Consider the following 26,358-nt stretch of genomic DNA (forward strand, 5'->3'; position numbering starts at 1 on the left):
CCTCGCGGGACACGGCGAACGACGGAACACTGCATCCAGAAACCTGAATGGGCGGACAACGCGTGGCGGACGCAGAGCGGAGCTTCTTCATCAAGGGTGAGCACGTCGGGCTCGCCCGACGGGTGCCGGCGGACGATCGCCTCGTGCATGAGAACTGGCGTGATCCGGAGGTTCAGCGGGCCTACAACGTGCGTCCGCCGTGGGACGACCTCGATTCCTTCCGTGCCTTCCACGCGTCGCCTGAGCGGAGGCCTTTCCGGTTCGACGCTGCGGTCGTGGACCTTAGGGACGGCTCCTGCCGCGGCGTCGTGACGCTGGCTCCTCCGGAACGGGAACCTGACATCAGCATCAGTCTCTTCCGCGGGTCCCGGGGCGGGGGACTCGGCGCCGAGGCGCTCGGACTCGCGCTCGAGTACTCCTTCCGAAAACTCGAACTCGACCACGTCGTCGCGGGCGCCTACGAGCACAACGTTGTGAGCATCGCGCTTCTCGAGAAGCTCGGGTTCAGGAGAGAGCCCGGCGCAGACCTGACGGAGGACGACGCCTTCGGGCCCGGCAGCGTGCGGCAGTTGGGATTCAGACTGGACCGGGTCGATTGGGAGGAGCGGGGCCGCGGCGCCCGCGATCGGCCAGAAGAGGGCGGCGTCTCGGATGCCGGGGGTTCCACGGACAGCGGCTTCGCGAATGTGTACGAGGACGAGCAGAGAGCCTCGGCGTACGCGGAGCTCGCGTTCCCCGGGACGTACTCCCTTGCGTTCAGGGACCTGCCGGAGCTCTTCCAACGGCACGTCACGGGAAAGCGTGCTCTGGACTTCGGGTGCGGTACCGGCAGGTCGACGCGGTTCCTCGAGGAGCACGGCTTCGAGGTCGTCGGGGTCGACATCTCCCCAGCGATGCTCACCCGGGCCCGCGAGCTGGACCCTGAGGGTGACTACCGGCTGGTCGACGAAGAGGGCGAAGGGCTTGAGGGTGGTGCCTTCGACCTTGTTCTGTCCGCCTTCACATTCGACAACATCCCGACCCTCGGAGAGCGCGGGCGGACCCTGACAGGCCTCGGGAGAATCCTGTCCGGCGACGGCTGTCTGGTCTGCATCGTGTCGTCCCCTGAGATCTACGTCAACGAGTGGACGTCGTTCAGCACGAGCAACCACCCGGAGAACAGGAAGGCGCGAAGCGGCGACGTCGTACGCATCGTCATGCTCGATGTGCCCGACAGGCGTCCGGTCGAGGATGTGGTGTGCTTCGATGAGGACTACCGGCGGCTCTTCCGGCAAGCCGGTCTGGACGTCGTCGAGATGCGGCGGCCCCTCGCCACGGGCGCCGAGCCGATCGAGTGGAAGTCCGAGTGCTCGGTCGCGCCGTGGACCATCTACGTTCTGAAGGCCGACGAGCGCTGACCGGGGGGCGTCGACCGCGTTCGGCGGTGGACGAAGCGCGTCGTGCCGGAGTGGGCGCCCCCGGGCCTTTCGCTTGAGCGGAGCGCCCGAACCGGCGCTGGTTGGAGACGTGCTATGCGAAGACTCTGTGCTCTGCTTCTGGTCGGTCTGACGCTGACCTCCTGCGGGGACGTCCCGCCGGAGCAGGCCGAGCGACCTGACCCGGCGATGGAGGAATGGGCCGACGCGTGGGATCGCCGTGAGACCGTCCGACAGCCCGAGTGGGCCGGCGGGCGCGAGGTGCTCCGGTGGCCAGACGGGGCCGGACGGGACCTGCCGCGCGCGTGGGCAGAGGAGCGCGGCCTCAGCGGCCTGACGCGGGCACAGCTCGTCGAGCAGTTCGGCGCTCCGGACACCACAGTCGTCAACGAGTCGGTCGGGGGCGTGCTCGTGCTCTACGACACGTTCGGTCTCATCGTGTACGAGGGCGTCTGCACCGGCCTGGTGCCGCGGTCGGCGCCCTTCGAGGAGTATTTCGCGCAGCCCGACCTGTGAGGGGACAGGGCCGGGGTCGGTTCGATGTGAGGGCTTGTCCGGTCTCTTCAGGCATGGTAAGCAGGTGCCTCCGGGTGGACAGGAGCGCAGGACCGCGGGGCTCGGAAGGAGTGAAGGATGTCTGACGACAAACGAGCGCTACCGGTCGTGTTCATCGCTCTCGGTATCAGCTTTCTGGGCGTGGGTGTCGCCATGAGCGCGGCGCTCGCGCAGAGCGGTCTTCCGATGGCGGGCATGGGCATGTTCGGATTGGGCATCGTCTTCATCGTCCTGGGCGTTGCGAAGAGACGCGAGGCCCGTCGTCAGAACGGCGATGAGGACGAACACTCGAGCTAGGGGCGATTCGTGTGCCGCGAAGGGCACGAGCAGCTGTCGCGAACTCACCGGCCTCCATCTGACGACGAGCGAGGGCATCGAGCAGCTCATGACATCGGGCACGTCGGAGGATGCCTGCTTCCCGGCAGTTGCCGCAGCCTACAGGATAGCGGTCGAGATACTGAGGGAGCAGGAACTCGGCGAGAGAACCGCGTAGCAGGAGTCCCAGGGGAATGGGAGGCAGGGTGGACTTCACCTACCGGGCGATGGACCCGAACGGAACAGAGATCTACGGCGAGATCCGCGGGTCCGACAGGGCCGACGCTGAACGCAGACTGCGTGCCGAGGGCCTCGATCCCCTTGAGATTACGCCTGCCGATGAACTGGCTCGTCCCGGAGAGAGATCGGCCGGCTTCACGGAGACGACGAGCGACAGGGGACAGGGGTTCGCCAGCGGCTGCTTGTCGGGCTGGGCGCTCGGTCTCGTCCTCATCGTCCTGGGACTCTTGCTGACCTTCACGTGGATCGGTGCCGTCATAGGCATCCCTATGATCATCATCGGCATCATCGTGCCGTTCGTCGTGCCCTTCTTCGGACTGCGAGCCGTGCGCGGTCCCTGTCCGTACTGCGGCTCCGAGGTTCGCTCGGGGCGGACCGACCCGCTGGTGCGGTGCAGGACGTGCGGCCGCGTGATCGTCGTACGTGACGGGAGGTACTACAGGGCGCAGTGACCCTGGTACGCTGCCCGGTGCTCGTGCGCCACAAGGCTCGAACGACGGGAGGACCATGGCCCCTCTGGGCCCTCCGTTCGATGACAGATTCGGCCCGCACTGGGTCAACTACGTTCTTCAGAGCGCCTTCGCGGCCGCCAGCATCTTCGTGGTCCTCGCGGCGCTCAGACAGCAGAACCTCGTCGTCGCCGCCTCGCTCGCCGCGACGGCGTTCACGGTCTTCGCCGTGCCGAGCAGCGTCACGGCATCGATGCGGAACGTCGTCGGAGGCCACGTGATCGGCCTTCTCTTCGGCTCCGTCTTTGCGCTCATCCAGGTCGACGCGGTCATCGCTCAGGATGCGATGTACGCCCTCGCCGTCGGCGGGGCCATGTTCACGATGGCCGTGACGAACACGGAGCACCCGCCCGCCGCCGGAACAGCGCTCGGCGTGCTCATGACCGGCTTCTCGTGGCGAATCGTGCTCGGCGTGGTCGTGGGCGTGCTCGTGCTGGCGCTGCTGCACAGGCTTCTCAGGCCGTTCCTCAGGGACCTCGTGGCCGCCCCGGAGACCGCCGCGCTGCACCGCGCGGATGGGTGAGCCGGGTCGACGACGCGACCTACCACCCCAACGTTCAGAAGATCCTGCCGGGTGCGGATTGACGCACAGTCATTGACTGAAGCATCCTCAACGCAGTAAGATGGAGTTGAGGCTTCCATGAGGACAGCGACCCGACAGAGAGAGCTGCGGTCCGGACGCCGTCAGCGGCGCCCGTCGCCGCAGTTTCTGCGTCTTCGCCACGGAGGGGTGCCGGGCTCCTGCGGTGAGGCACGACGGGAGCAATGGTCATGAGACGCTGCGCCGGTGCATCCGTTCGGCTCGTCGCGGTCCTGGTCGACCTGCTCATCATGACGCTGTTCTTCTTTCCCATCACCAGGCTCGTCAAGGGCACCTGGCTCATGTCCGCCGCGGACCATCGCTGGGCGGCAGGCTGGTTCGTGACCGATCCGCTGTGCATCGCCTTCCTCATCGTGATGTTCGTCTACTTCGTGCTCTTCGAGGCCCTGGCCGGCGCGACTCCCGGGAAGCTCGTCTCCGGCGTCCGCGTCATCGGGCCGGACGGAGGTCGTCCCGGTCTCGTGCGCTCGCTCGTGCGCAATCTGCTGCGCGTGGTCGACGGCCTTCCTGCGTTCGGGATTCTCGCGGCCGTGCTCATCTCGACGTCGGAGGAGTGCGCCCGGTTCGGCGACCGGGTGGCCGGAACGCGCGTCGTCCGGACGCGCCCGATCGACGCGGGGGATGCCAGGTGAACGGCAACGACTGGATCGACCGCGCGGCGTACCCGTTCGAGTCGCACTGGTTCGACGTGCCGGCCGGCCGGATGCACTACGTCGACGAGGGACGTGGCCCACCGATCCTCATGGTCCACGGGAACCCGACGTGGTCGTTCCTGTATCGACATCTGATCCGTCGGCTGGCTCCGAACCACCGGTGCGTCGCACCCGACCACATCGGCTTCGGTCTCTCGGATAAGCCCGTCGGCTGGTCGTACCGCCCGGAGGAGCACGCCCGCAATCTCGCGAGGTTCATCGAGGCGCTCGAGCTCGCCCGGTTCACCATCGTCGTGCAGGACTGGGGCGGACCGACGGGGCTCTCGTACGCGCTCGAGCACCCCGAGAGGGTGGCCGGCCTCGTCATCCTCAATACGTGGATGTGGCCGGTCGACGATGACACGTACTACAGGGCCTTCAGCGGGTTCGTGGGGGGACCTGTCGGCCGGTTCCTCATCAGGCGCTTCAACTTCTTCGTCCGTGTCGTGATGCCCGAGGCCTACGGCGACAGGCGCCTGCTGACGAAGGCCATCCACGAGCACTATCTGACGCCCCTCGGAACCCCGGTCGAGCGGACCGGATCGGCGGTCTTCCCGCGCGAGATCGTCGGGTCGACGCCGTGGCTCCGGAAATTGTGGCAGCGGCGCGAGGCGCTCCAGGGGAAGCGGGCGCTCATCGCCTGGGGGATGAAGGACATCGCGTTTCGGGAGAAGGAGCTCCAGACGTGGATCGAGGCGCTTCCGGGCGCCGAGGTACTCAGGCTCGAGTCGGCGGGTCACTATGTGCAGGAAGAGGCCCCGGAGGAACTTGGAGAGGCGATCGCGTCACTCATCGACGGATCTGCGTGAGTTTCTCGGGAGTGACGGCGACGGCTTCGAGGGCGGTTCGAGAACAGATGGAAGGGGGAGCACGATGAAACGCATCTGCATCGGTGTCTGTCTGCTTCTGGTCCTGCCTCTGTCGGCGTCGGGGGCGTTCGTAACGGTCGATCCGGACGGTACGGGCGACTACCTTACGCTGCCGGATGCCTGGGCGAGTGTCGGCGCGGGGGACACGGTGCTCATGTCCCCGGACGTTCACCAGGTCGGCGGCGGCTCGACCGGATGGCCTCTGACGTTGGGTCCCGACAGTCCATCCGTCGTCGGCATCGAGGGTGCCGACCAAACCGTGCTCGCCGGCGACGGCGTGACCTCCGCGTTCTTCATCCCGCAGGACGTCTGGGACGCGCACATGGACCTCCGCGGCCTGATGTTCCTGGACATCGCCGAGATCATTGAGCGCGGCGGTGAGTACGGCGAAGCCGGGGGCACGCTCGTCTTCATTGACAACGTGGTGATGAACTGCGGGTCCTCACACGCGCTCGACGCCTCCCAGTGCCGGGAGGAAAGCGTCATCCGCGGGAATGTCATAACGGCGAATCCGGGCTCCGGTCTCTGGACCTATCACTACTGGGGCACGATCGAGAACAACGAGATCTCGTACAACGCGAGCGGCATCGTCGGCGCGTGCTGTGAGGAACCGGTGATCGACTGCAACTACATTCACAACAACACGGAGTACGGCATCTGGACCGGTTTCAACTACACGGTCGAGAACAACATCATCGAGTCGAACGGCGACGCCGGACTGCTGCTCGTGTCCGACGGGACCGTGCAGAACAACATCATCAGGCACAACGCCGTCGGCGTTCGGCACGAGGGACTTCCCGAGACCGAACTCAGGCACAACGACATATACGGCAACACGAACTACGACCTCGAGGTGACGGACGGCCAGACGTGGATCTGGTACGCGACGTGGAACTGGTGGGGGACGACAGACCCCGACGTGATCGACGCGAACGTCTTCGACTGTGAGGACGACCCCGGCATCGGTGTCTGCGTGACGACATACCCGTTCTGCAACATGCCCGGCTGCGCCTCCAGCGCGCAACCGGCCTCATGGGGCGCGATCAAGGCGCTGTACCGCTGATCGACGCTGAGGCAGGCGTCGGGATGACGTCGGTTGCGCGGAGGGTGCATGGAGAACGACCGGCGGCGTCGCGCTCGACAGAGCCGTCAGCGCTCTGTCGAGCGCACCATGACCGTATCCTACCTTCAGGATGTGACCCGATGTGGAGGTGTCTTATGAGGAAGGCCGGAAGAGGCGGGCGGGTCTCACGCTGGAGTCACCATGCGCCGATTTCTCTGATACTCTGTCTCCCTGTCTCTCTCTCCATCATGCTGGCCGGCTGCGGCGACACGGCGGAGCCGGCGTGGGACAACCTCCCGCCCGAGACCACGATACTCGAACCGGACGAGCCCAGCGGGACAGTGACCGTCGCCAACGGAGACACGATCTGGCTCCGGTGGAGCTCCGTCGATCCTGAGGAACGTATTGGTCTCTCCGGCGGCATCGCTGTCGTGCGACTCGGCCTTAACTACGAGCAGGTGGTCGAACTCGACTGTCCTTCCTACGAAGGAGAGTGGTGGTTTTCCTCGACCGCGGAGAGCGGGAGCGTGCACTACATCGAGAGCCGGAACATGCCGACGGGCGGAAACGTGATCCACGAGTTCACCGTGCTGGCGCAGGACGTCGAGGGACTGTGGGAGTCCGAGGCGGCCTCGTACGCATTCCGTTACAATCATCCTCCGACGTCCGAGATCCTCCGCCCGGCGCACGGCGAGACCGTCGGCACGTCGTTCACTGTCGCCTGGCAGGGAGCCGACGTGGATGGAGAGGTCGCGGGGTACCAGTATGCGCTCCTGCCGGATGAAGCGTACTGGCACACGACAACAGATACCTCGGTCGCGTTCACGGTGTCCGGAGTCGGCGAACGCGAGTTCAGACTTCAGGCATGGGACGACACGGGCTGCCTCGATTCCTACTGCCGCTCGGTCTCGTTCTTCGTGGAGTAGATGCAAGAGGACGCACGTTCGGCTTGCTTGACGGGTCTGCTTCGGCGCCGGTCCCCGCCGATCGATGGCAGCGGGGGAGACTGGCGCCGGTGGTCTATCTGGTGTAATCTCCGGTCAGGTTTCGGATGAGAGGAGGACGGCGGGCACGCTGAGGCCGCCGCGCCGTCCCGGGGAAGGGAGGGGGAGCTGCAGATGTCGACGCGTTGGTTCACGTACTGCTTCACTCTGGTGACCCTCATCGCGGTGCTCGCCGGCTGTAGCGGCGGAGGAGGGGGCGAGACCGTGGCACTGGGGGGTCCCGAACGCGTGACGATCGAGCAGGTCGAGCGGTGGTTGGCCGAGGGACGCACGCTCGTGCTCATCGACTCCAGAAGCGACGTCGCGTGGGAGCGAGGTTCGACGAAGGCGGAAGGCGCCATCCGCGTGCCGCCGGGAGATGTGGATTCGGTCATCGAGCAGATCCCGACCGAGGGCACCCTCATCGTCTACTGCACGTGACCGGACGAGGCCTCGAGCGTCCGTGTGGCGCTCCAGCTTCAGAGCAGGGGATGGGACGAGGTCTACCCTCTGATCGGCGGCTACGCTGAGTGGCTTGCAGCGCGGCTTCCGACGGAGAGCAGGTAGTTCGCAGCGACAGACACGGGAGATGTGTTGGACGCCCTCGAGCTTCTTGACGAACTCCGTGTGATGGCGGCCAACGGCCTGAAGTACGCGGAGAACGACTACGACCGAGCGCGCTACGAGCGGTTGATGGAGCTCGTCGAGCGTCACGTCGGACTCGCGCTGGAGCTGCCGCGTGAGGAGGTCCGGGGACGTTTCAGGCGCGAGCTCGGGCACGTGACGCCGAAGGTCGGGGCCGACGCCGCCATCTTCGATGACGACGGACGCATCCTCCTGATGCAGCGCGCTTTTGAGGGAACGTGGTGCCTGCCCTGCGGATGGCTCGAGCCCTACGAGAGCCCCCGCGAGGGCGTCGTGCGCGAGGTCCGCGAGGAGACAGGGCTTTGCGTGTCGCCCGCGAGACTCGTCGACGTGTTCTGGCGACCCGCGGGACGCAGCGCCGGTCCGCACGGCGTCATATCGATCCTCTACATGTGCGAGGTCGTCGGCGGAGACCTCACGCTCTCGGACGAAGGTCTCGATCTCCGGTACAGGGACATCGACGAGGTGTCGGACTGGTTCGCCCATCACGAGAAGATGGCGCGCGCCGCCCGCGCCGTGCTGGAGCGGGATCCGGGAAGAGGGCGGTGAGCTGCCGCGGGCGATCCGCGGACGGGGTCGCAGCCCGAGAGTCCTGAGAAAGGAGTCGTGTGCTTGGCGTTCTGCACGGTCATCAACTGTATGGACGGGCGGGTTCAACTGCCCGTCATCTCATATCTCATGAACCGGCTCGGCGTGCCGTACGTCGACTCGGTGACCGAGCCGGGACCGGTCAGGATACTGGCCGACTCCTCGGAGAAGGAAGCGCGACGCTCGGTCTTCGATAGGGTGAGCATCTCCGTTGAGAAGCACGATTCGAATGTCATCGCCGTCGTAGCGCATGCTGACTGTGCGGGTAACGCCGCGGCGAAGGAGGAGCAGTTGAAGGAGCTCAAGACGTCGGTCGACGCGGTCGCGAACGCCTTCCCCATGGTCCGCGTCATCGGCCTTTGGGTCGACGAGAGTTGGAGCGTCTCCGAGATCACCGAGCGTGCGCCCGTCGGGGGAAGCTGAGCACACACCCAAAGGAATGACGGGGTGAGACCCTGTGGAACGGGTGATGGTGGTCGGTACGAGTTCGTCCGGGAAAACGACGCTCGCGCGTCGCGTGGCCGATTCCATCGGGGCGGAGCACATCGAACTGGATGCGCTTCACTGGGGCCCGAACTGGACCGGGCTGCCGCGGGACGTCTTCCGCGACATCGTGAGACGACGTGCTGGAGCCGACCGCTGGGTCATCGACGGCAACTACGGCGCCGTCCAGGACATCGTCATGGCCCGGGCGACCGACGCGCTGTGGCTCGACTACCCGCTCGCCGTCGTCTTCTGCCGGGCCGTCAGACGGACCTGGCGGCGCGTGGTGACCGGTGAGGAGCTCTTCGGGGGGAACCGCGAGACGTTCTTCGCGGCCTTCTTCCGACCAGATGCCATTCCCTGGTGGGTGGTCCGGACGCACTTCCGACACCGGCGCACGTATCCGGAGCGTTTCGCACGGTACCCGGACATTCGTCTGACAAGATTGACCGGCCAGAGCGAAGCCGACGCCTTTGTTCGCCGACTGGCGGTACAGGGAGAGAGCAGGTGAAAGGTGTACTGAGACAGGCGGCGCTCACGCTGTACCGGAGCCTGCCGGTTCCGGTGAGGCGGGCGTTCTTCGCCGGCCACGCCAGGTACTGTCCGGTCTGTGACAGCGCGGTCGGCCGCTTCGTCGAGGCCGGGGTGAACGCGCTCAGACCGGACGCCCGGTGTCCCGTCTGCGGCTCGGAGGAGCGCCAGCGGCTGGCGCATGTCTACGCGACCCGTCGCGCGGGGATTCTGGGACCCGGTACGAAGCGCGTGCTGCACATGGCGCCGTCGGCCTGTCTCGAGAGACGACTGCCCCGCATTCCCGGTGTGCGCTACACGGCGGCCGACCTGGACCCGGGGCCCGGACAGCTCCAGGCCGACATCACGGCGCTCCCGTTCGAGGACGCCTCGTTCGAGATCGTCTGGTGTTCTCACGTGCTCGAACATGTGGTCGACGACCGCGCGGGGATGCGGGAGATGCTCCGTGTGCTCGTCCCGGGAGGGCACGCGATCGTCCAGGTCCCTGTTTCGGCGAACCACACGATCGAGGACGCCTCCGTCACCGACCCGGAGCGGCGGCTCGAGCTCTACGGGCAGAGGGACCATGTCAGGCGATACGGTCCGGACGTGCTGGCGCGGCTTCGGGACGCCGGATTCGAAGCAGAGGCTCTGGGACCGGAGGATCTTCTGACGGAGGACGAGCCGGTGCTGATGGCCGTTCCCGACGACGAGGTGGTGTACGCCTGCGTGAGACCCCGTGGGCGAGACAATTGACGTTGGGAACGGCACCCGGTATCATGGATATGCGTTCCCATAAACACCGGCACGTCGTTCTTTCGTGCTGCCGTACGCCGGAGTGCGGCTGCGGCCCGGACGGACGCCGGTCCCCGGGGTATCGGAGGCAGGATGAAAGCGGTCGTCGTGAACGACATGGAGCCCGGGAAGAACCCGCACGGCATTGATGCGCGCAGGCTTCTCGACGCTGAGTACGCTCAGGCGGTTCACATCCGACTGGAGCCCGGCGAGTCGCTGCGCAGGCACATCACGCATACCGATGTCCTGTTCTACGTTCTCGAGGGCACCGGTATCGTGGAGATCGGAGACGAGAAGCGCGAGGTCGGACCGGATACTCTGATCGAGAGCCCCTCGGGGATCCCGCACTGCTGGTACAACGAGAGTGACGGAGTGCTCCGCGTGTTCGTCGTCAAGACGCCGCGCCCGACCGAGTCGACGACGCTGCTCTAGCCGCCGGGCCGAAGGGTCTCAGCGGCTTGAAACGGCCGGTCGACCGCCGCAAACGCAGGAGACGAACGGGGGGAACGATGCCTGATGGGATGCCGAAGGCTCTGCGCTGGCTTCTGTTCGTCATCGGTGTCGGGTCGCTTGTGGCGGCCGGCATCTACCTTGGTGAGGGGCTTCGCGCGGTTGCCGCGGGGTGGGGGCTCGCGCGGGCCCTCATGTTCCTGCTGCTGGGGCTCTTCTTCACCCTGATGTACGGGGAACACGTCAGTCGCAGGAGAGTCACACGCGACGACTGACGACACGCCGGATGACCCCCAGTTCCTTCGCGGTATCGCTGGAGGGAGGCTTCAGTGCTCAGATGGTCCTGGTTCGTTCCGGTGCTGGTTCTCTGCGTCATGGGATCGGCGGCTTCTCTGCATGCGGGCGACGTTGTGAGACCACACGGCCAGGCGCTGCTGTTCGGGATCAGGGACATCGGCTCGCTCGAAGGATTCCAGGGCGGTTCGATCGCGTATCAACGCTTCGTCGGTGAGAACGTCGCGTGGAGAGTCGGTCTCGGTCTCGAGCTTTCCTATGACGCAGGCGAGATCGAGGAAGGCCACTGGGGAGGTTCGTACGAGGGATACGGCGAGGACGAGACCGAGGGGTGGTCGCACAGAGTGAGCCTCGTGACGCAGTGGCTCGTCTTCCGCGGTGACCGTGTCTCCGTCTTCTACGGCGGCGGTCCCTATCTGTCCTACCGTACTTACCGGGATGAGGGAGGATACCTGCACGGCGACGCATGGGCGGACACCTGGGAGGACTCTGACACATACACCGTGGGGTTCCAGGGAACGATCGGAACGCAGTGGGCCGCCGCGGACTGGTTCGCCCTCCATGCGGAGTACCAGGTGCTCGGCGCGTACGAGCACACCTCAAGCGAGTACTACAGGCTGATCGACGATGAGGACCCCGAGGCGCACGGAAAGAAGACTGAGTCCGACAGGTTCCTCGTGGACTCCCTCGGTGTCCTCTTCGGCATATCGGTCTACTTCTGAGGCGGCGGGCATCGGTTCCAGCGCAACATCCACCCCGTCTCTCAGGCGGTATCGGAGAAGTCGTTTGTCCGGTGGGACCACCACACCCGACCGATGCAGACCTTCGGTGTTCGTCGCGGTGCCGCGCCATCGGTCGTGGATGATGCCGGGCGCCGGGCTCAGTGCGGGTGTTGCGTCCGTCCGGTTCCTCGGAACACGGCTCGTCGCTGCTGCTCTTCTGGGTGTTCTTCCGGCTCTTCTCTCGCACGGTTCGGCCGAGGCCGCTGACCGTGAGGATGAAGCCGCGGGAGGTGCCGGAGGCTGGTTCGCGCTGCCGTATGTGTTCTACTCGCCCGAGACCGAGTTCGGTGGAGGCGTCACAGGCGGGTTCTTCCTGGGGTCCGAGAGGCGGCCATCGAGCGTGCAGGCCGCCGTGAGCTACACGCAGCTCGCGCAGTTCTCCTTCGAGTTCTTTCCGGAGTTCTCCCTGGACGACGATCGCTGGCGCGTGTCGGTCGAGGCGGCCGCCCGCGAGTTCCCCGATGCGTTCTACGGAATCGGGCCGGGAGCCTCCGAGGACGACGAGGAGACCTACACGTCGAGAGATGTGACGGCGCGCGTGGTCGTGTCGCGGCGTACCCGGGGATGTCTCCGCACAGGGCTCAGAACCGATGTCTCCGGGACCGACATCGCCGACGTCGAGTCGGGCGGCCTTCTGGACGACGGCGCTGTCGAGGGGTTCGATGGAGGCACGGTCTTCGGGGCCGGTCCCGTGCTCATCTGGGACTCGCGCGACAATGCCGTGTTCCCAACGGCCGGCGCGTTCATCGAGATCGACTTTCTGGTGTATGACCGAAGGACGTGGAGCGACTACGACTTCACGAGACTTGAGGTTGATGGGCGCCGTTTCGCGTCCGCGGCCGGGCAGCACGTGTTCGGACTCCGCGGCTACGTCGAGATCGTTGATGGCGATGTGCCCTTCTTCGCTCTGCCGCGCCTCGGGGGTGTCCGACTGATGCGAGGATACCGGGAGGGCCGTTTCCGCGACAACTGCTGCGCTGCCGTACAGTTCGAGTATCGTCCGCCCCTTCCGGGCAGGTTCCGGGGAGCCGTCTTCGGGTCGGTCGGTGCCGTTGCGTCCTCCCTGGACGGGCTGGGCCGGGAGCGTCTCGAGCTCGCGGGGGGAGCGGGGCTCAGGTACCGCATCAACGACGCCGGCCTGCACATTCGCGCGGACTACGCTCTCGGCAGGGAAGGCGGCGGCTTCTACCTGACGATCGGCGAGGCGTTCTGATCCCACGAGTCTCCGGGAGGCAGGATGTACGTACGCGCCCTCGTTGTGTGGTGCGTTCTGGCGGTCGTGGCTGTCCTGAACGGTGTGGTCAGGAACGCGTTGCTGACTCCCGGAATGGGCGAGGAACGAGCCCACGTGTTGAGCACGGTGACGCTCTCGGTCCTGATCATCGGGGTCGCGCTTGCTTTCGCCCGCTGGATCGGTCTCCGATCACGTCTCGATGCCGCCATGGTCGGGCTTCTCTGGGTGCTCCTTACCCTCTCCTTCGAGTTCCTGGCCGGGCATTTCGTCTTCGGTCACGCGTGGGAGAAGCTGCTTGCCGACTACAACGTCCTGCGCGGGCGTGTCTGGATCGTGATTCCGGTCGTGACCTACCTGGCACCGGGCATAGCGCGTCGGATCGTCGTGACCGGATAGCGGCACATCCGTCCGCGGCGGCGCGTGGGCAGGGAGAGGACTGTGTGAGCGACCGTTCCCCGGAGCGACGAGGCGAATGGAGACACGATTCAGGTTCGATAGCGAGATCATCGAGACGGTTCTCAGCGGATACGTGCTGTCCCCGCACGGTGTCCACGGGATGGGACACTGGGCGCGCGTTCTCGAAACGGGATTGCGATTGGCGGAGGTCACGGGAGCTGACCCGTCGGTCGTCGTGTTCTTCGCCCTGCTGCATGACGCGCGCCGCGTCAACGACGGCAGGGACCCCGGGCACGGCCGGCGCGGCGCAGAGCTCGCGGCGGCCGTCGGCGCGCCGAAGCTGGGTCTGTCGGACCCGCAGCTCGAGCTTCTGACAGCCGCCTGCGAGCGCCATACGGATGGACTGACCGAAGGGGACGTAACGGTCCTGACCTGCTGGGACGCCGACAGGCTGGACCTGTGGCGCGTCTCGATCACGCCGGATGATCGCTATCTGTGTACGCGGGCGGCCCGGAACGAGATACTGAAACGCTGGGCACGCGAGCGCAGCCTCTCGGGGTACGTGCCGGACTTCGTGTCCGCGTACTGGATCAGGTGAGTCGAGATGGGTTGTGCTGCTTCTTCTGACAGGGGAGTGGAACGATGTCGTACGAGACGCACTGGGAACCTGATGGTGTTCGATGGGTCTACAGGGGCGTCATGACGGACGACGACATACTCCGAAGCAACCTCGAGCTCTACGATGACCCGCGGTTCGACACGCTCAAGTACCAGATAGCCGACCTGAGGGGCATCGAGAGCTTCGAGGGAAGCGCTCGAGCGGTCCGTCGGCTCTCCCGCATGGACCGCGACCAGGCGGTCAGGAATCCGAACGTCAAAGTGGCGATCCTCGCCGATGAGGCACTCGTCCGGGGCATCGCCAACGTCTACGCGATGTCGGGCGTCGATGCGCCTTGGGAGACGCGGGTCTTCGAGTCAGAGAAGGAGGCCAGGGCGTGGCTTGCCGAGGCGACGGCGGGTCCGGAGTCCACCTCCGCGAGCGAGGAGTCGACCGGTGAGTGAACTGTGGAGGTCGGTGTGAACCGCGGCGACAGGACACTCGAGCTCGATCCTCAGGCGCCCGTGTCGGCAGTTGCCGAGACACGCATCGCGGCACCTGCGGACGTCGCGTGGTCGACGCTGGCAGATCTGAACACGTGGCCCGACTGGAACCCGGATGTCGAGGCGATGCGTCACAACGGTCGGGTTGAGCCGGGATCGCGGTTCCGCTGGAAGGCGGGCGGACTCTCGATCGCCTCGCGTTTCGTTGACGTGGTGCGTCCCGACCTCCTCTCCTGGACCGGCAGAGCTCTGGGCCTCCGCGCGGCGCATCGCTGGACGTTCACCGAGGTCGACGGCGGGACGGTCGTCAGGACCGAGGAGACGTTCGACGGACTGCTCACGCGCATCATGCCCGGGAAGCTGCGGGCGACGCTGGCGACATCCCTGGAACACGCCCTGGAGGCTCTCGGGCGCGAGAGCGAACGTCGTGCGCGGGCCCGCGGCCGGGACTGAGCGGCGGTACGCTCTGTCCGACGGTCGTCTGGTGCGGAGGCGGGACGAAGGAAAGGTGACGGAGAACGTGACGTGCTCTGCATCGTTCCGGGGACCGTTGGAGCTTGGGCAGAGTGTACGACTCGACTGCGTCCGCTGATGCGCGCCGCCTGTCCGGAGCCCACGACGCATGCCGACGATGCACTCGAAGGGGGCTCGAGAACGTAGTATGATGGTCTGCGTGTCTCGAGGAGGGCACATATGAAGTACGAGGTGACCAAGGACGTTCTCTACGCCAGCACGCTCTGTCCGCACGGATACCAGTGTCTCACGGACGGAGAGGGACACGTCTGCAAGGTCGTGCGATCGGTCCCCGACGACGGCGTCGTCGTCGAAACGCAGCGCCGCGTCGATTGCCCGTACGCCTCGAAGTGCAAGGACGGTGTTCACTGCACGTGTCCGACACGAAGAGAGCTGTACACGAAGTTCGGTCTCTAGCGACGCCCGACGTTACCTCTGACGGAGAACAGCCGTGCGGATGCTGGACCTCGAGACGCTGGATGAGTATCGCGCGGCCTACCACGACGAGTCGATCTGGACCCCCGTCGCGCAGGAAATCTGTCTCAGGCACGGGCTTGAGAACGACGCGGTGGCCCGCGGCCCCGACGGGACGCACATTGTCTTCTTCGTCGGTGATGCGCTCGTTCTGAAGCTCTTCTCGCCGCTCTTCCCCGACGATATCGAAGCCGAGTCCCTGGTGACTCCTCATCTGGCGGGACGCCTGGGCGTCAGGACGCCCGCCATCGTGGGGCGCGGGGTGTGCGCGGGCTGGCGGTACCTTCTGATGACGCGCGTCGACGGGCGGCCGGCGGTCGACCTGTGGTCCGAGCTCACGCGCTCCGACCAGCTGAATGTGGTGAGCGATGTCGGGCGGCTGGTCGGCCGTCTGCGCGAAGTGTCCCTCGAGGGTCTCGGTGCACTGGAGATCGACTGGGTGGGCTTTCTGAAGCGCCAGCTCGGCCGGGCGCACCTCCGCGAGACGCCCTGTGGGATGGACCTGTCGTTCTCCGATGTGGAGTCGTTCGCCGGGACGGTCGAGATCGACCGTAGGGCCGGCGGCCGGCGCGTGCTGCTGCTGGCCGACATCACGGATGAGCATCTGCTGCTGACGAAGCAGGATGGGGCCCGAGGGCTCTTCGGACTCGTTGACTTCGGTGACGCCTTCATAGGGCACCCGGATTACGAACTCGTTGCGCCGGGGTTGACGCTGGCACGCGGCGACCGGGAGTTCCTGAGAACACTGCTTGTGTCCGCGGGATACGATGTGGACGGCGACGCGGTGAACCTGCGCCGTCGATTGATGCTCCAGACGCTCGTTCACAGGTACGCAACGCTGGTGGACGCCGTGAGAACCGTCCCAGACGCGGCAGGTGCGGCATCGCTCGAGGAGCTGTCGCGCCGTCTCTGGCCGGTCGACTGAGCACGGAGACCCACCGTCACGAGGGGATCAGTCCATGAGTCAGGCGAAGTACGCCGCCCGGTGCGGAATCTACTGCGGCGAGTGTGACTACAGGGAGAGGATGGGGTGCCCCGGGTGCGCCGACGCCGCGGGGGCGATGTTCTGGGGAACGTGCCCGATCGCGTCCTGCTGCATGGAAAGGGGACTCGAGCACTGCGGACTCTGCGAGGACTTCCCATGCAGTGATCTCAAGGCCTTCGCATACGACGAGGAGCAGGGGGACGACGGCAGGAGGATCCAGCAGCTCGAGGCCTGGAACGAGATCGGCTTCGACGAGTGGGCAGGGCGACGAGGGAGACGTGAGGACCGAGGAGTCTCCTAGAAGGGACCGAGGCCGTGGGCAGTGACAAGAAGGCGGAACCGAGAACCCGTGCGGGATGCGCGCTGGCGTGTCCGGTGTGCGGTCACGAGCGGTTCTGGGTCCGTGAGGCACAGCTCAACACGCGCCTGATGAGCTTCCTCGATCTCGACTTCGTGAATCCACGTGGGCAGTGCTACATCTGTGGGAACTGCCGCCACATCATGTGGTTCTACGGTGAAGATGAGCGACCGTAGCGTGCGATCCGCGCGCTGTTCCAGCGACCGCGTCGTGTTCTGCATCCTGGTGAACGACAGCGACGAGGCGGACTCCGCCGCGCTGCTGATCCGGAGTCTCAGAGACTTCGGTGGCCGGTTGTCCGGAAGCGACGTCTGCGTCCTGCACCCGCCGGGTACGAAGCCCCGGTCGATGTCCGACAGCCTCGGGTCGCTGGAGGCGTCCGGGCCGGGGAACCTCTTGGCGGTCGAACTCGAGGCCGATGCTGAGGTCGTCCGGTATCCGTTCGGCCGGAAGACGGCGGCCTGCGCCCAGGTCGAGTCGATCGCACGCGGGCGGTACCGGTCGCTGGTCTGGATGGCGCCCCAGTGCCTCGTCGTCAATGAGCCGGACCTTCTAACTCTCGACGGAGAGGTCGCCGCCGCGTTCCGGGCGGTTCACATCCGGAACATAGGGTCTCCTGCGGAGGCTCCGCCCGACGCGTTCTGGAAGAGCGTCTACGGTCTTGTGGGCGCCGATCCCGCTGCTGCGACGGTCAGGTCGCTCGTCGATGACAGGGAGATCCGTCCGTATTTCAACAGCCACCTGTTCGCTGTCGATCCGGGCCTCGGTCTCCTGGCGCGGTGGCTCAAGCTCTTCCGGACCGCCATTGGGGACCGGTCCCTGCAGCAGGGGCCGTGCGCGGACGACCTGCATCGCATCTTTCTGCACCAGGCGATCCTCTCGGCACTCGTTTCCCGGGAGCCGGGCTCCGACCGTGTCATCCACCTCCCGCCCGGATACAGCTATCCGCTGCACTTTCACCCGGGCGTTCCCCGCCTCCGCCGCGCCCGGACGCTTGACGACTGCACCTGTCCGGTCTACGAGGGCGCGTTCGCCTATCCCGAGACGCTCAACGGGCTGGTCCCGGGCGACAGGATGAAGGCGTGGCTCGCACACTTCGCTCCGCCGCGGGGGTGAGATGGCGGTCGTTCGACACGCTCTTGACCGGTGCGCATGAATGCCATAGTATCGTTGGGTCTTCTTTAGCGGGCACGTTCACCCTCCACGCGAGGAAAAGTCACCATGGGACTGCTGTCCTGGATCATCTTCGGCGCGCTCGCAGGCTGGGTGGCGGGCCTCATCATGGGAGCGCGGCAGGGCTGCTGCCTGACGGTGATCGTCGGCATCGTCGGCGCCTTCATCGGCGGGCTCATCATGGAGCTCGTGACGGGCACGGGTTTCTCGTTCGCCTTCAATCTGAGGAGCTTTCTCGTCGCGGTCGTCGGATCGATCGTGCTTCTCGCGATCGTGCTGGGCGCGACGGGGCGGCGGCGCCCGTAGGGCGGCTCCGCTGAATCGGGTGATCATCGGATCTGTGAGGACCGGGGCCTGAAGGCCCCGGTCCGGTCTTGTTTGGGGCCGTGTCCGACGTGTGGTAGTCTGGCGGCATCCAGATCGAGGGAGAGCGACATGGGGCAGGAAAAGCGCGTGCTGCGTCTCGAGCGTGTCGCGGCGCTGACGGACGGGCTGGTTGAGCTCCAGCGCATCTTCGACGGTGCGCCGGACTACGTTCGTCTGACAACGGGAGCCGGTCCGACGGGGCGGGAGGCACGCGACCTCTGGGATCTCATCCCGGCCGGGGTCAGCCGGGCGGACAAGTGGGTCTTTGTCCTCCGGTACGGCACGAAGCCCGTCGGCTGTCTTGACCTCCTTCGTGACTACCCGGGGCCCGGGACCGACTTCCTCGGTCTCCTTGTCATACCGGAGAGCTTGAGAGGCAGAGGCCTCGGCCGGAGAGCGCATGAAACGGCGGAGAAACTGCTTCGGGCATGGGGCACGGAGCGGCTGCGGCTCGGCGTGCTCGAGGACAACGACGCTGCCGCGTTCTGGGAACGCATGGGGTTCCGCCGGACGGGAGAACGCACACCGTACGCGTCGGACACGCGCGAGCGCGAGGTGCTTCTCTTCGAGAAAACGCTCGCGCCCGACGCGCGTGTGACGGAGGACCGGCCGAGGCGGCGCAGACGTCTCCGGTTCGTGTCGGACGACCTCGTCGACCAGATCGTCCGGGGTACCAAGACCGCCAGCATCTGCCGTCTCGGTGAGGTCGATCTCATTGAGGATGTGTTCGACGACCCGCTGTTCGTTGGCGAGGCGTACGATGTCTTCGACATGAACGGGGCACGCAGAACGACGGTCCGCGTCCTCGGGATGGAGCTCGCACGCTGGGACGATATACCTGAGCGTCTCTGGCGCGGCGAGGGGAACCGGAGCGTCGACGAGTTCAGGGAAGACCATGTGGGGTACCTCGAGGATCCCGGACCCGATACGGAGTTCGTGGCGTACTACTTCACCGTCGTCCCGGCAGCCGATGCGTCGCTGGACCTCGAACTGCGCGAGTACGCGGACAGCGACTGGGAGGCGGTCTGCGCCATCCACGACAGCGCTCGACCGGTCGAACTCGGCTCGCTCGGTCCCGGGGTCCGCTGGAGCACGATGGCCGACATCGCCGAGGAGGACAGGTTCTTCGAGGGGCGGACCTTCGTTGCCGAGTCCGGTGGTCGCGTGGTCGGTTTCGTGACGGCCGAGGGACCGGAGCTCTCCTGGCTCTACGTCGACCCGGACCACGTCGGGAGAGGCGTCGGGCGGTCGCTCGTTGAGCTGGTCGTGCCGCTCATCGGCCGGGACGGCTTCGTCCTCTGCGTCGCCGGCAATCTTTCGGCACGCCGGTTCTACGACCGGTGCGGGTTCACCCCCGCGGCGGTGTTCCCGGGCTCCGTGGGCGACACGCCGTGCGGCTGCGTCCGGCTGTGCCTTCCGTGGAGCCGGCACCGTGACAGGCCGCCGCGCCCGACGGACCGGTCGCTGGAGCTCTCAGGGTTCTCCAGCGAACATCGTGGGGGTCCCGTGCGGTGCGCCGACGGCGTCTGGCGGTGGTCGGCGGAAGTGGACGGAGACGGGGAGCAACTGAATGACCGACGTGCCGAGACGCCCGAGTCGTGATGAGGTGCTTGCGGCTGAGGGCGCAAGGGTCCCGGACGTCATTGCGCCGGGGCTCAGGATCCTCTTCTGCGGCATCAACCCCGGACTCTATTCCGGGGCTGTCGGGCACCATTTCGCGCGCCCGGGGAACCGCTTCTGGAAGGCGCTCGCCGGCTCCGGACTGACGCGCGGAGAGGTGTCCCCGTTCGACGAACGGACGCTCCTCGAGCACGGGATCGGCATCACGAACCTCGTCGGGAGAGCGACCGCCAGGGCCGAGGAACTGACGCCGGCCGAGCTCCGGGGCGGACTGGGCGCGCTGACCGTCAAGGCCCGTCGCTACGGACCCCGGTACGTTGCGATGCTCGGCATCGGAGCCTACAGGATAGCGTTCGGACGGCGCGAGGCGGAGCTCGGACTCCGGCCAGAGACGGTCGGCGGCGTGCCCCTGTGGCTCCTTCCCAATCCCAGCGGGCTCAACGCCCACTACAGCGTCGGCGACCTGTCGACGCTCTTCGCGGACCTCAGACTGGCGGCATTCGGGCCGGGGGAGGGACCGTGAGGCCGACCGACGACGGGGTCCGCTCTCTCCGCTTCATCGCAGAGGAGATCGCGGTGGAGTTCGACGCGGAGCCCGCGCTCGAGAAGAAGCCCGGCCTTCCGGCCGCCTTCGTCTGGAGGGGGAAGCGCTACACGGTGATCCGTCTGCTGGCGGAGTGGCACGACTACACACGCCGCGGCAGGATGGCGTCCAACATGCGGCCGGAGCATGCGGAGAGGGCCCGCCTGCGCGGGTCGCGCGGCGTCGGGAGGGACTACTATCGCGTCGTGACCGGTGCCGGCCGGGCCTTCGAGATCTACTACGACCGCGCACCGAGAAGCGCCACCGACGCCAAGGGCTCCTGGCATCTCTTCCGGGAGATCGCCGTTCAGGAGGACCCGGCCCCGGAGTCGGGGGAATGAGCGTCCCGGCCGGGAGAGCGACACACCGCGGAGGAGCGCACGAGCGGATCCGGCGGACGACCGAACTCGTCCCGCCGGGAAGGGTCGCCAGCTACGGCCAGATAGCCGAGATCACCGGCGGCGTCTCGCCCCGGATGGTCGGCTACGCGATGGCCGCCCTCGAACCCGGTTCGGGCGTGCCCTGGCACCGCGTCGTCAACGCCCGCGGGGAGATCAGTCTCCCGCCCGGGCGCGGCCGCGAGGAGCAGCGGGCGTTGCTCGAGGCGGAGGGCGTGTCGTTCGACGAGCGCGGCAGGATCGACCTCGAGACATACGGATGGCGGGGTCCTGCAGCGTCAGCACCTTGACCGTGTTCCTGACTGGTGGTTAACTGTCGGAGCCTGATGTGAAGAGACTGCCCGAGACCATGCGCGCCCGAATGACGTACCCGTGCAGCTGGTCGTACCGCGTCATCGGCGCCGACCTGGAGGCGCTCAAGCGGGCGGCCGGCTCGGTGTTCGGGGACCGCCCTGTGAACTCGACCCTGTCGAACGCCAGCAGGACCGGGCGGTATGTCTCACTGAAACTGGTCGTGCGCGTCGAAAGCGAATCAGAGCGGCTCGCATTCTACGAGGCTCTGCGCAGCCATCCGTCCGTTGTTCTGGTCATCTGACCCACGGAGGTCCGAGTGTCCTTCATCAAGTGCGACGGCACCGAACCGCTCTCGGATGAGCAAGAGCGGCTGGCGAGGTCGAGCGTCCTTGCCGTGCACGCGTGCAGCCCTAGGGTCCTCGATGCGCACGTCGCGCTCTACCGTGCGATCGCGTTCGGCGAGGGACCGCTTCCGCGCTCGCGCCGGGAGATGATCGCCGTCGCGGTCTCCTCGATGAACGGCTGCCTCTACTGACTGGAGCATCACGGGGCGGCGCTCCGTCGAGAGCTCGAACGTGAGGGGTGGGAGGCGCAGGAGGCCGACGACCTGGCAGCGCGTCTCGCCGATGAACCTCGAACCATGGCGCTGCCGGAGGACGCGGCGGCGATGCTCCGGTACGTGGCGCTTCTTACGCTGGAGCCCCAGCGGGTGAGACGCGAGGACGTCGACAGACTGCGGGAAGCCGGTTTCACCGACCGCGCCGTGCACGACATCTGCGTGCTTGCCGCGTACTTCGCCTTCGTCAACAGGACAGCGGACGGTCTGGGCGTCGAGCTGGAGCGAGACCGGTCGGAGAACGGAGGTCGCCGGTGAGCCCGTCGGTTCCCAGACCCCTGGGCGTCGTCCCGGCCGGAGCCGAGACCGGTCTGGTGATCTTCGTACCGCAGGCTGAGACGCTGGTGCAGCCGTATCGCGAACGGCACGACCCGGTCGCGGCGCTCGGCATGCCGGCCCACGTGACGGTCTTCTACCCGTTCTTCGAGCCGGACGAGATCGACGGTGAGGTCCTCGCTGCGCTCGAGCGAATTGCGCAGGACCACGACGCGTTCTCGTTCAGCCTGACGGGAGTCGAGCGGTTCCCGGGTGTACTTTTCATGACGCCGGAGCCGAGAGAGCCGTTTGAGAGACTCTCTCAGGCGACCGCGACGGCCTTCCCGACGCTCAGCATGTATGAGGGTGAGCACAGGACGTTCGTACCGCATCTGACGGTGGCTCATGCGGACGATAAACGGAAGCTGGACACCATCGCGGGCCGGTTCACGCGTGAGGCCGAACCTCATCTGCCCATTAACGCCTACGCCGGCCACCTCTGTCTGATGGAAAGCCGGGGGGAATGCTGGCGTCGACGCGAGTCGTTCCGACTGCGCGACCCGGAACACGAGGAGGCGGCGTTGTGAAGCGTGCGATCTACCAGGTGGACGCGTTCGCGAGCGAGCGCTTCAAGGGCAATCCGGCGGCGGTCGTCGTGCTGCACCGGGGCGACGACTGGCCCGCCGACGGCCTGCTTCTGTCCGTGGCGAAGGAGAACAACCTCTCTGAGACCGCGTACGTTCGGCCTGAGGGAGCCGAACTCCATCTGAGGTGGTTCACGCCCTCCACCGAGATCGAGCTCTGCGGACACGCGACGCTGGCGACGGCGTTCGTGCTCATCGACATCCTCGACAACGAGGCCGATCACGTGACGTTTCAGACATTGAGCGGCGAACTCGAGGTGGTCAGGAACGGCGATGTCTTCACGCTGGACTTCCCGGCGCGTCCGCCGCAGGACGAGACCGAGGTTCCCGGGCTCGTCGAGGCGCTCGGACGGACTCCGACGGCCCTTCTCGGGGGGCGTTATCCGATGGCGGTCTATGAAAGTGAACGCGACATCAGGGCCATCGTCCCGGACATGCAGCGGCTGGCGGCGCTTCCCGTCCACGGCGCGATCGTCACCGCGCCCGGCGAGGAGATCGACTTCGTCTCGAGGTTCTTCGCTCCCGGCATCGGGGTCCCGGAGGATCCGGTGACGGGCTCGACGCACACGACGCTGATCCCGTTCTGGAGCGAACGTCTCGGCAAGTCGGACCTCATCGCGCGCCAGCTCTCGGAGCGCGGCGGCGAGCTCAGATGCAGCGCGAGAGGGGACAGGGTCGGCATCGGCGGACGAGCCGTGCTGTTTCTCGAGGGGCAGATCGAGCTGGCGTGGTAGAAGGGGGGGAGATGAAACGTGTGCTGTTCGTGTGCACCGGCAACGCCGCGCGGTCGCAGATGGCGGAAGGCTACCTTCGGACCCGCTACGGTGACCGCTATGAAGCGCTGAGCGGCGGTACCGAGCCCGGAACCGTGCGGCCCCTCGCCGTCGAGGCCATGCGCGAGTCGGGGGTCGACATCTCGTCGCAGCGTTCGAAGTCGGTCGACGAGTTCCTCGACGCTGACATCGACGTCGTCGTGACGCTCTGCGACCAGGCACGCGAATCGTGTCCCTTCTTTCCCGGGGGCGGCACCAGGGAGCACAGGGGATTCGAGGACCCCGCGGCGGCCGAGGGCAGCAGGGATGAGCGCCTCGACGTCTTCCGAAGGGTCCGCGACGAGATCATGGGCTGGATCGACGAGCGATTCGGGGAGGGAATATGAGCGAGCAGGGGTTCGACGCGGGCATCACGTTCTGTGCAACGACCGACCTCGAGGCCACGTCGGCCTTCTACGAAGGGTTGTTGGGCCTCAGGCTCGTTCTCGACCAGGGCCAGTGCCGCATCTACCGGCTCTCGCCGTCCTGCCACGTCGGGTTCTGTCTGAAGGACGAGCCCGCGGACACGCGGGGCATCGTCCTGACGTTCGTGACGGACGAGGTCGATGCGTGGTACGAGAGGCTCACCGAGGCGGGCGTTTCCGTCGAGAAGGAGCCCCAGTCGAACGAGGAGTACCGGATCTACCATCTCTTCGCGCGCGACCCGAACGGCTACCTCGTCGAGATCCAGCGCTTCGACGATCCCCGCTGGTCGACGGAGGGCTGACAATGCGGAGCACACTTCTCCTGCTCCTCGGGGGACTGATGATGCTTGGAGCATCCGGGACCCGGGCGCTCGAGAGCCCGGAGAACCTGACATCGCCGTCCGGTACCGTCACCGTCGCCTTCCATCTGGAGGATGGGCGGCCGTTCTACGCGGTCACACACAGGGGGCGGCCGGTCGTCCTGCCGTCGGAGCTCGGTTTCGTGCTGGGCGACGGGCCGTTCGACGGACCGTTCGAACTCGTGTCGACCGACCGCCGGTCACACGACGGAACATGGAAGCCCGTCTGGGGTGCATTCGAGCGGGTCAGGAACCACTACAATGAACTCGATGTGACGCTCCGCGAGACGGCTGGTCGCGGTCGAACGCTCGACATCGTCTTCCGTGCGTACGACGATGGGGCGGCGTTCCGCTATCGCTTTCCCGAAGGCGGAGGCCGCGGGCCCTTCGAGATCATGGAGGAGCGGTCGACCTTCCGTTTCGGCGGCGACCACACGGTCTGGTGGACCGTGCAGGACTTCGACAGCTACGAGCATCTCTATCGCAAGACGCCGCTGTCTCGACTCGAGGCGGCGAACACACCAATCACGATGCGCTTCGCCGACGGACTGCACGTCAGCCTGCACGAGGCCGACCTGACCGACTACTCCGGCATGACGCTCGTGCCGGCCGACGGGACCGGACTCGCCCTCCGGAGCGCTCTCGTCCCGTGGCCGGACGGCGTCAAGGTGCTGGCCGAGGCCCCGTGCCGGACCCCGTGGAGGACGATCCAGATCGCGGAGACCCCCGGCGGGCTGGTCGAGTCGCAGCTCATTGCGAACCTCAACGAACCGTGCGCCCTGGACGACACGTCCTGGATCCGCCCCATGACGTACATCGGGATCTGGTGGGGCATGCACATCGGGAAGTACTCCTGGCACGAGGGTGCGACCCACGGTGCGACCACGGAGAATGCAAAGCGCTACATCGACTTCGCGGCGCGGCACGACATCCCCGGCGTGCTCATCGAGGGATGGAACACCGGCTGGGACCGCTGGGGTCAGGAGGGCGCCTTCGACTACGTGACGCCTTACGACGATTTCGACCTCGAGGAGGTAGTCGCCTACGCGCGCGAACGGGACGTCTCCATCATCGGTCATCACGAGACCGGCGGCGACGCCCGTTCGTACGAGAACGTGCTCGACGACGCGCTCGGGTTGTACGCTTCGCTCGGCGTCCCCGCCGTGAAGACAGGCTACGCGGGGCCGATCGTCCCGTCGGGGCTTCATCACCACGGGCAGTGGATGGTCCAGCACTACCGCAGGGTCGTCGAGGCGGCCGCGCGCCACCGCATCATGCTCGATGTGCACGAACCGATCAAGCCGACCGGGCTTCGGAGAACGTGGCCCCACATGATGACGCGGGAGGGCGTCCGAGGGATGGAGTACAACGCCTGGAGCGAGGGGAACCCGCCCGAGCACACGACCATCCTGCCGTTCACCCGGATGCTCGCGGGGCCGCTGGACTACACGCCGGGCATCTTCGACATGTTCTTCGAGGAGCAGAACCGCCCCGAGAACAGCGTGAAGAGCACGCTGGCCAAACAGCTGGCGCTCTACGTCGTGCTCGAAAGCCCACTGCAGATGGCGGCCGACCTCATCGAGAACTACGAGGAGCATCCCGTCTTCGCATTCATCGAGCGGGTTCCCGTGACCTGGGACGAGACGCGGGTCCCCGAGGCCGCGGTCGGCGACTACTGCGTCTTCGTGAGGCGAGACAACCTCGACTGGTACATCGGTGCCGTAACGGACGAGACGGGCAGGACCGTGACCGTCTCTCTTGACTTCCTCGACCCCAGGAGAACGTACGAAGGGACGCTCTACGTCGACGGGGAGGACGCTCACTGGAGAGACGGGCCGGCGTCCTACGCCATCGAGTCGAGGACGCTCACATCGGACGACGAGTTGACGCTGCGGCTGGCGCCCGGTGGCGGGGCCGCCGTTAGGCTGACGCCGCACCGCTGGTAGCGTGCGCCGGGACATGC

Annotated in this window: 40 protein-coding genes and 1 pseudogene; all 41 read left to right on the top strand. The window is 66.6% G+C overall.

Annotation, left to right across the window (positions count from 1 at the left end; genetic code table 11):
* Positions 1–47: 47 nt before the first annotated feature.
* The 41 genes and pseudogenes from GF405_03165 (at position 48) to GF405_03365 (ending at position 26,341) form a co-directional block, all read left to right on the top strand.
* Complete coding sequence (locus tag GF405_03165; GenBank protein MBD3367162.1) at positions 48–1,397, top strand: GNAT family N-acetyltransferase; 1,350 nt, start codon at positions 48–50, stop codon at positions 1,395–1,397.
* 114 nt (positions 1,398–1,511) lie between these two features.
* Complete coding sequence (locus GF405_03170; GenBank protein ID MBD3367163.1) at positions 1,512–1,931, top strand: hypothetical protein; 420 nt, start codon at positions 1,512–1,514, stop codon at positions 1,929–1,931.
* A gap of 117 nt (positions 1,932–2,048) precedes the next feature.
* Positions 2,049–2,267 carry a hypothetical protein gene (locus GF405_03175; GenBank protein MBD3367164.1) on the top strand — a complete coding sequence of 73 codons (219 nt, stop codon included), beginning with the start codon at positions 2,049–2,051 and terminating at the stop codon, positions 2,265–2,267.
* Positions 2,245–2,463 (top strand): hypothetical protein, encoded by a 219-nt coding sequence (locus GF405_03180; GenBank protein MBD3367165.1) that lies wholly within the window; start codon positions 2,245–2,247, stop codon positions 2,461–2,463. Before GF405_03175 ends, GF405_03180 begins: the two co-directional genes overlap by 23 nt.
* Before the next feature lie 16 nt (positions 2,464–2,479).
* Positions 2,480–2,977: a hypothetical protein gene (locus GF405_03185; protein MBD3367166.1), complete on the top strand. Its 498-nt coding sequence runs from the start codon at positions 2,480–2,482 to the stop codon at positions 2,975–2,977.
* A gap of 55 nt (positions 2,978–3,032) precedes the next feature.
* A complete protein-coding gene (locus GF405_03190; protein MBD3367167.1) occupies positions 3,033–3,557 on the top strand; it encodes an HPP family protein in 525 nt (174 codons plus the stop codon).
* Positions 3,558–3,799: 242 nt separating this feature from the next.
* The gene (locus GF405_03195; protein MBD3367168.1) at positions 3,800–4,267 is read left to right on the top strand and encodes a hypothetical protein; all 468 of its coding nucleotides are present in this window, start codon (positions 3,800–3,802) and stop codon (positions 4,265–4,267) included.
* Between the two features lie 71 nt (positions 4,268–4,338).
* Positions 4,339–5,136 (top strand): alpha/beta fold hydrolase, encoded by a 798-nt coding sequence (locus GF405_03200; protein MBD3367169.1) that lies wholly within the window; start codon positions 4,339–4,341, stop codon positions 5,134–5,136.
* Complete coding sequence (locus tag GF405_03205; GenBank protein ID MBD3367170.1) at positions 5,069–6,259, top strand: DUF1565 domain-containing protein; 1,191 nt, start codon at positions 5,069–5,071, stop codon at positions 6,257–6,259. Before GF405_03200 ends, GF405_03205 begins: the two co-directional genes overlap by 68 nt.
* A gap of 155 nt (positions 6,260–6,414) precedes the next feature.
* Positions 6,415–7,185: a hypothetical protein gene (locus tag GF405_03210; protein ID MBD3367171.1), complete on the top strand. Its 771-nt coding sequence runs from the start codon at positions 6,415–6,417 to the stop codon at positions 7,183–7,185.
* 192 nt (positions 7,186–7,377) lie between these two features.
* Positions 7,378–7,683 (top strand): hypothetical protein, encoded by a 306-nt coding sequence (locus GF405_03215; protein ID MBD3367172.1) that lies wholly within the window; start codon positions 7,378–7,380, stop codon positions 7,681–7,683.
* A 189-nt stretch (positions 7,684–7,872) separates the two neighbouring features.
* A pseudogene (locus GF405_03220) lies at positions 7,873–8,569 on the top strand (NUDIX domain-containing protein).
* On the top strand, positions 8,500–8,898 hold the full coding sequence (locus GF405_03225) for a hypothetical protein (protein MBD3367173.1): 399 nt from the start codon (positions 8,500–8,502) through the stop codon (positions 8,896–8,898). Before GF405_03220 ends, GF405_03225 begins: the two are co-directional and overlap by 70 nt.
* Positions 8,899–8,932: 34 nt before the next feature.
* Positions 8,933–9,469: an adenylate kinase gene (locus GF405_03230; protein ID MBD3367174.1), complete on the top strand. Its 537-nt coding sequence runs from the start codon at positions 8,933–8,935 to the stop codon at positions 9,467–9,469.
* Positions 9,466–10,224 carry a methyltransferase domain-containing protein gene (locus GF405_03235; GenBank protein ID MBD3367175.1) on the top strand — a complete coding sequence of 253 codons (759 nt, stop codon included), beginning with the start codon at positions 9,466–9,468 and terminating at the stop codon, positions 10,222–10,224. The genes GF405_03230 and GF405_03235 overlap by 4 nt, the downstream gene beginning before the upstream one ends.
* 132 nt (positions 10,225–10,356) lie before the next feature.
* Positions 10,357–10,695 (top strand): cupin domain-containing protein, encoded by a 339-nt coding sequence (locus tag GF405_03240; protein ID MBD3367176.1) that lies wholly within the window; start codon positions 10,357–10,359, stop codon positions 10,693–10,695.
* Positions 10,696–10,772: 77 nt separating this feature from the next.
* A complete protein-coding gene (locus tag GF405_03245; GenBank protein MBD3367177.1) occupies positions 10,773–10,988 on the top strand; it encodes a hypothetical protein in 216 nt (71 codons plus the stop codon).
* A 54-nt stretch (positions 10,989–11,042) separates the two neighbouring features.
* Positions 11,043–11,729 (top strand): hypothetical protein, encoded by a 687-nt coding sequence (locus GF405_03250; GenBank protein MBD3367178.1) that lies wholly within the window; start codon positions 11,043–11,045, stop codon positions 11,727–11,729.
* The gene (locus GF405_03255; GenBank protein ID MBD3367179.1) at positions 11,635–13,002 is read left to right on the top strand and encodes a BamA/TamA family outer membrane protein; all 1,368 of its coding nucleotides are present in this window, start codon (positions 11,635–11,637) and stop codon (positions 13,000–13,002) included. The genes GF405_03250 and GF405_03255 overlap by 95 nt, the downstream gene beginning before the upstream one ends.
* Positions 13,003–13,026: 24 nt before the next feature.
* Positions 13,027–13,419 carry a hypothetical protein gene (locus GF405_03260; GenBank protein ID MBD3367180.1) on the top strand — a complete coding sequence of 131 codons (393 nt, stop codon included), beginning with the start codon at positions 13,027–13,029 and terminating at the stop codon, positions 13,417–13,419.
* Between the two features lie 76 nt (positions 13,420–13,495).
* On the top strand, positions 13,496–14,017 hold the full coding sequence (locus tag GF405_03265; protein MBD3367181.1) for an HD domain-containing protein: 522 nt from the start codon (positions 13,496–13,498) through the stop codon (positions 14,015–14,017).
* Positions 14,018–14,061: 44 nt separating this feature from the next.
* Complete coding sequence (locus tag GF405_03270; protein MBD3367182.1) at positions 14,062–14,481, top strand: hypothetical protein; 420 nt, start codon at positions 14,062–14,064, stop codon at positions 14,479–14,481.
* 3 nt (positions 14,482–14,484) lie between these two features.
* Positions 14,485–14,973: a polyketide cyclase gene (locus GF405_03275; GenBank protein MBD3367183.1), complete on the top strand. Its 489-nt coding sequence runs from the start codon at positions 14,485–14,487 to the stop codon at positions 14,971–14,973.
* Positions 14,974–15,213: 240 nt separating this feature from the next.
* Positions 15,214–15,450 (top strand): hypothetical protein, encoded by a 237-nt coding sequence (locus tag GF405_03280; protein ID MBD3367184.1) that lies wholly within the window; start codon positions 15,214–15,216, stop codon positions 15,448–15,450.
* A 34-nt stretch (positions 15,451–15,484) separates the two neighbouring features.
* Positions 15,485–16,432, top strand: coding sequence for a phosphotransferase (locus GF405_03285; protein ID MBD3367185.1), 948 nt, complete (start codon positions 15,485–15,487; stop codon positions 16,430–16,432).
* 34 nt (positions 16,433–16,466) lie between these two features.
* Complete coding sequence (locus GF405_03290; GenBank protein ID MBD3367186.1) at positions 16,467–16,793, top strand: DUF3795 domain-containing protein; 327 nt, start codon at positions 16,467–16,469, stop codon at positions 16,791–16,793.
* Between the two features lie 14 nt (positions 16,794–16,807).
* Positions 16,808–17,026: a hypothetical protein gene (locus GF405_03295; GenBank protein MBD3367187.1), complete on the top strand. Its 219-nt coding sequence runs from the start codon at positions 16,808–16,810 to the stop codon at positions 17,024–17,026.
* A 1-nt stretch (position 17,027) separates the two neighbouring features.
* Positions 17,028–17,966 carry a hypothetical protein gene (locus GF405_03300; protein ID MBD3367188.1) on the top strand — a complete coding sequence of 313 codons (939 nt, stop codon included), beginning with the start codon at positions 17,028–17,030 and terminating at the stop codon, positions 17,964–17,966.
* Between the two features lie 105 nt (positions 17,967–18,071).
* Positions 18,072–18,329, top strand: coding sequence for a GlsB/YeaQ/YmgE family stress response membrane protein (locus tag GF405_03305; protein ID MBD3367189.1), 258 nt, complete (start codon positions 18,072–18,074; stop codon positions 18,327–18,329).
* A gap of 129 nt (positions 18,330–18,458) precedes the next feature.
* On the top strand, positions 18,459–19,991 hold the full coding sequence (locus GF405_03310; GenBank protein MBD3367190.1) for a GNAT family N-acetyltransferase: 1,533 nt from the start codon (positions 18,459–18,461) through the stop codon (positions 19,989–19,991).
* On the top strand, positions 19,969–20,532 hold the full coding sequence (locus tag GF405_03315; GenBank protein MBD3367191.1) for a G/U mismatch-specific DNA glycosylase: 564 nt from the start codon (positions 19,969–19,971) through the stop codon (positions 20,530–20,532). The genes GF405_03310 and GF405_03315 overlap by 23 nt, the downstream gene beginning before the upstream one ends.
* Positions 20,529–20,933 (top strand): hypothetical protein, encoded by a 405-nt coding sequence (locus tag GF405_03320; GenBank protein ID MBD3367192.1) that lies wholly within the window; start codon positions 20,529–20,531, stop codon positions 20,931–20,933. Before GF405_03315 ends, GF405_03320 begins: the two co-directional genes overlap by 4 nt.
* Positions 20,930–21,280: a cysteine methyltransferase gene (locus GF405_03325; GenBank protein MBD3367193.1), complete on the top strand. Its 351-nt coding sequence runs from the start codon at positions 20,930–20,932 to the stop codon at positions 21,278–21,280. Before GF405_03320 ends, GF405_03325 begins: the two co-directional genes overlap by 4 nt.
* A gap of 38 nt (positions 21,281–21,318) precedes the next feature.
* On the top strand, positions 21,319–21,585 hold the full coding sequence (locus GF405_03330; protein MBD3367194.1) for a DUF493 family protein: 267 nt from the start codon (positions 21,319–21,321) through the stop codon (positions 21,583–21,585).
* Positions 21,586–21,600: 15 nt separating this feature from the next.
* A complete protein-coding gene (locus GF405_03335) occupies positions 21,601–21,819 on the top strand; it encodes a hypothetical protein (GenBank protein ID MBD3367195.1) in 219 nt (72 codons plus the stop codon).
* A 105-nt stretch (positions 21,820–21,924) separates the two neighbouring features.
* Positions 21,925–22,158 (top strand): peroxidase, encoded by a 234-nt coding sequence (locus GF405_03340; protein MBD3367196.1) that lies wholly within the window; start codon positions 21,925–21,927, stop codon positions 22,156–22,158.
* On the top strand, positions 22,059–22,742 hold the full coding sequence (locus GF405_03345) for a hypothetical protein (protein MBD3367197.1): 684 nt from the start codon (positions 22,059–22,061) through the stop codon (positions 22,740–22,742). The genes GF405_03340 and GF405_03345 overlap by 100 nt, the downstream gene beginning before the upstream one ends.
* Positions 22,739–23,533 carry a PhzF family phenazine biosynthesis isomerase gene (locus GF405_03350; protein MBD3367198.1) on the top strand — a complete coding sequence of 265 codons (795 nt, stop codon included), beginning with the start codon at positions 22,739–22,741 and terminating at the stop codon, positions 23,531–23,533. The genes GF405_03345 and GF405_03350 overlap by 4 nt, the downstream gene beginning before the upstream one ends.
* Before the next feature lie 11 nt (positions 23,534–23,544).
* The gene (locus GF405_03355; GenBank protein ID MBD3367199.1) at positions 23,545–23,958 is read left to right on the top strand and encodes an arsenate reductase ArsC; all 414 of its coding nucleotides are present in this window, start codon (positions 23,545–23,547) and stop codon (positions 23,956–23,958) included.
* The gene (locus tag GF405_03360) at positions 23,955–24,338 is read left to right on the top strand and encodes a VOC family protein (protein MBD3367200.1); all 384 of its coding nucleotides are present in this window, start codon (positions 23,955–23,957) and stop codon (positions 24,336–24,338) included. Before GF405_03355 ends, GF405_03360 begins: the two co-directional genes overlap by 4 nt.
* Before the next feature lie 2 nt (positions 24,339–24,340).
* Entirely contained in the window at positions 24,341–26,341 is a 2,001-nt protein-coding gene (locus tag GF405_03365; protein ID MBD3367201.1) for a glycoside hydrolase family 97 protein, read from the top strand.
* The last annotated feature ends 17 nt before the right edge of the window (positions 26,342–26,358 follow it).

The organism is Candidatus Effluviviaceae Genus V sp. (assembly GCA_014728125.1).
Classification (GTDB): Bacteria; Joyebacterota; Joyebacteria; order Joyebacterales; family Joyebacteraceae; genus WJMD01.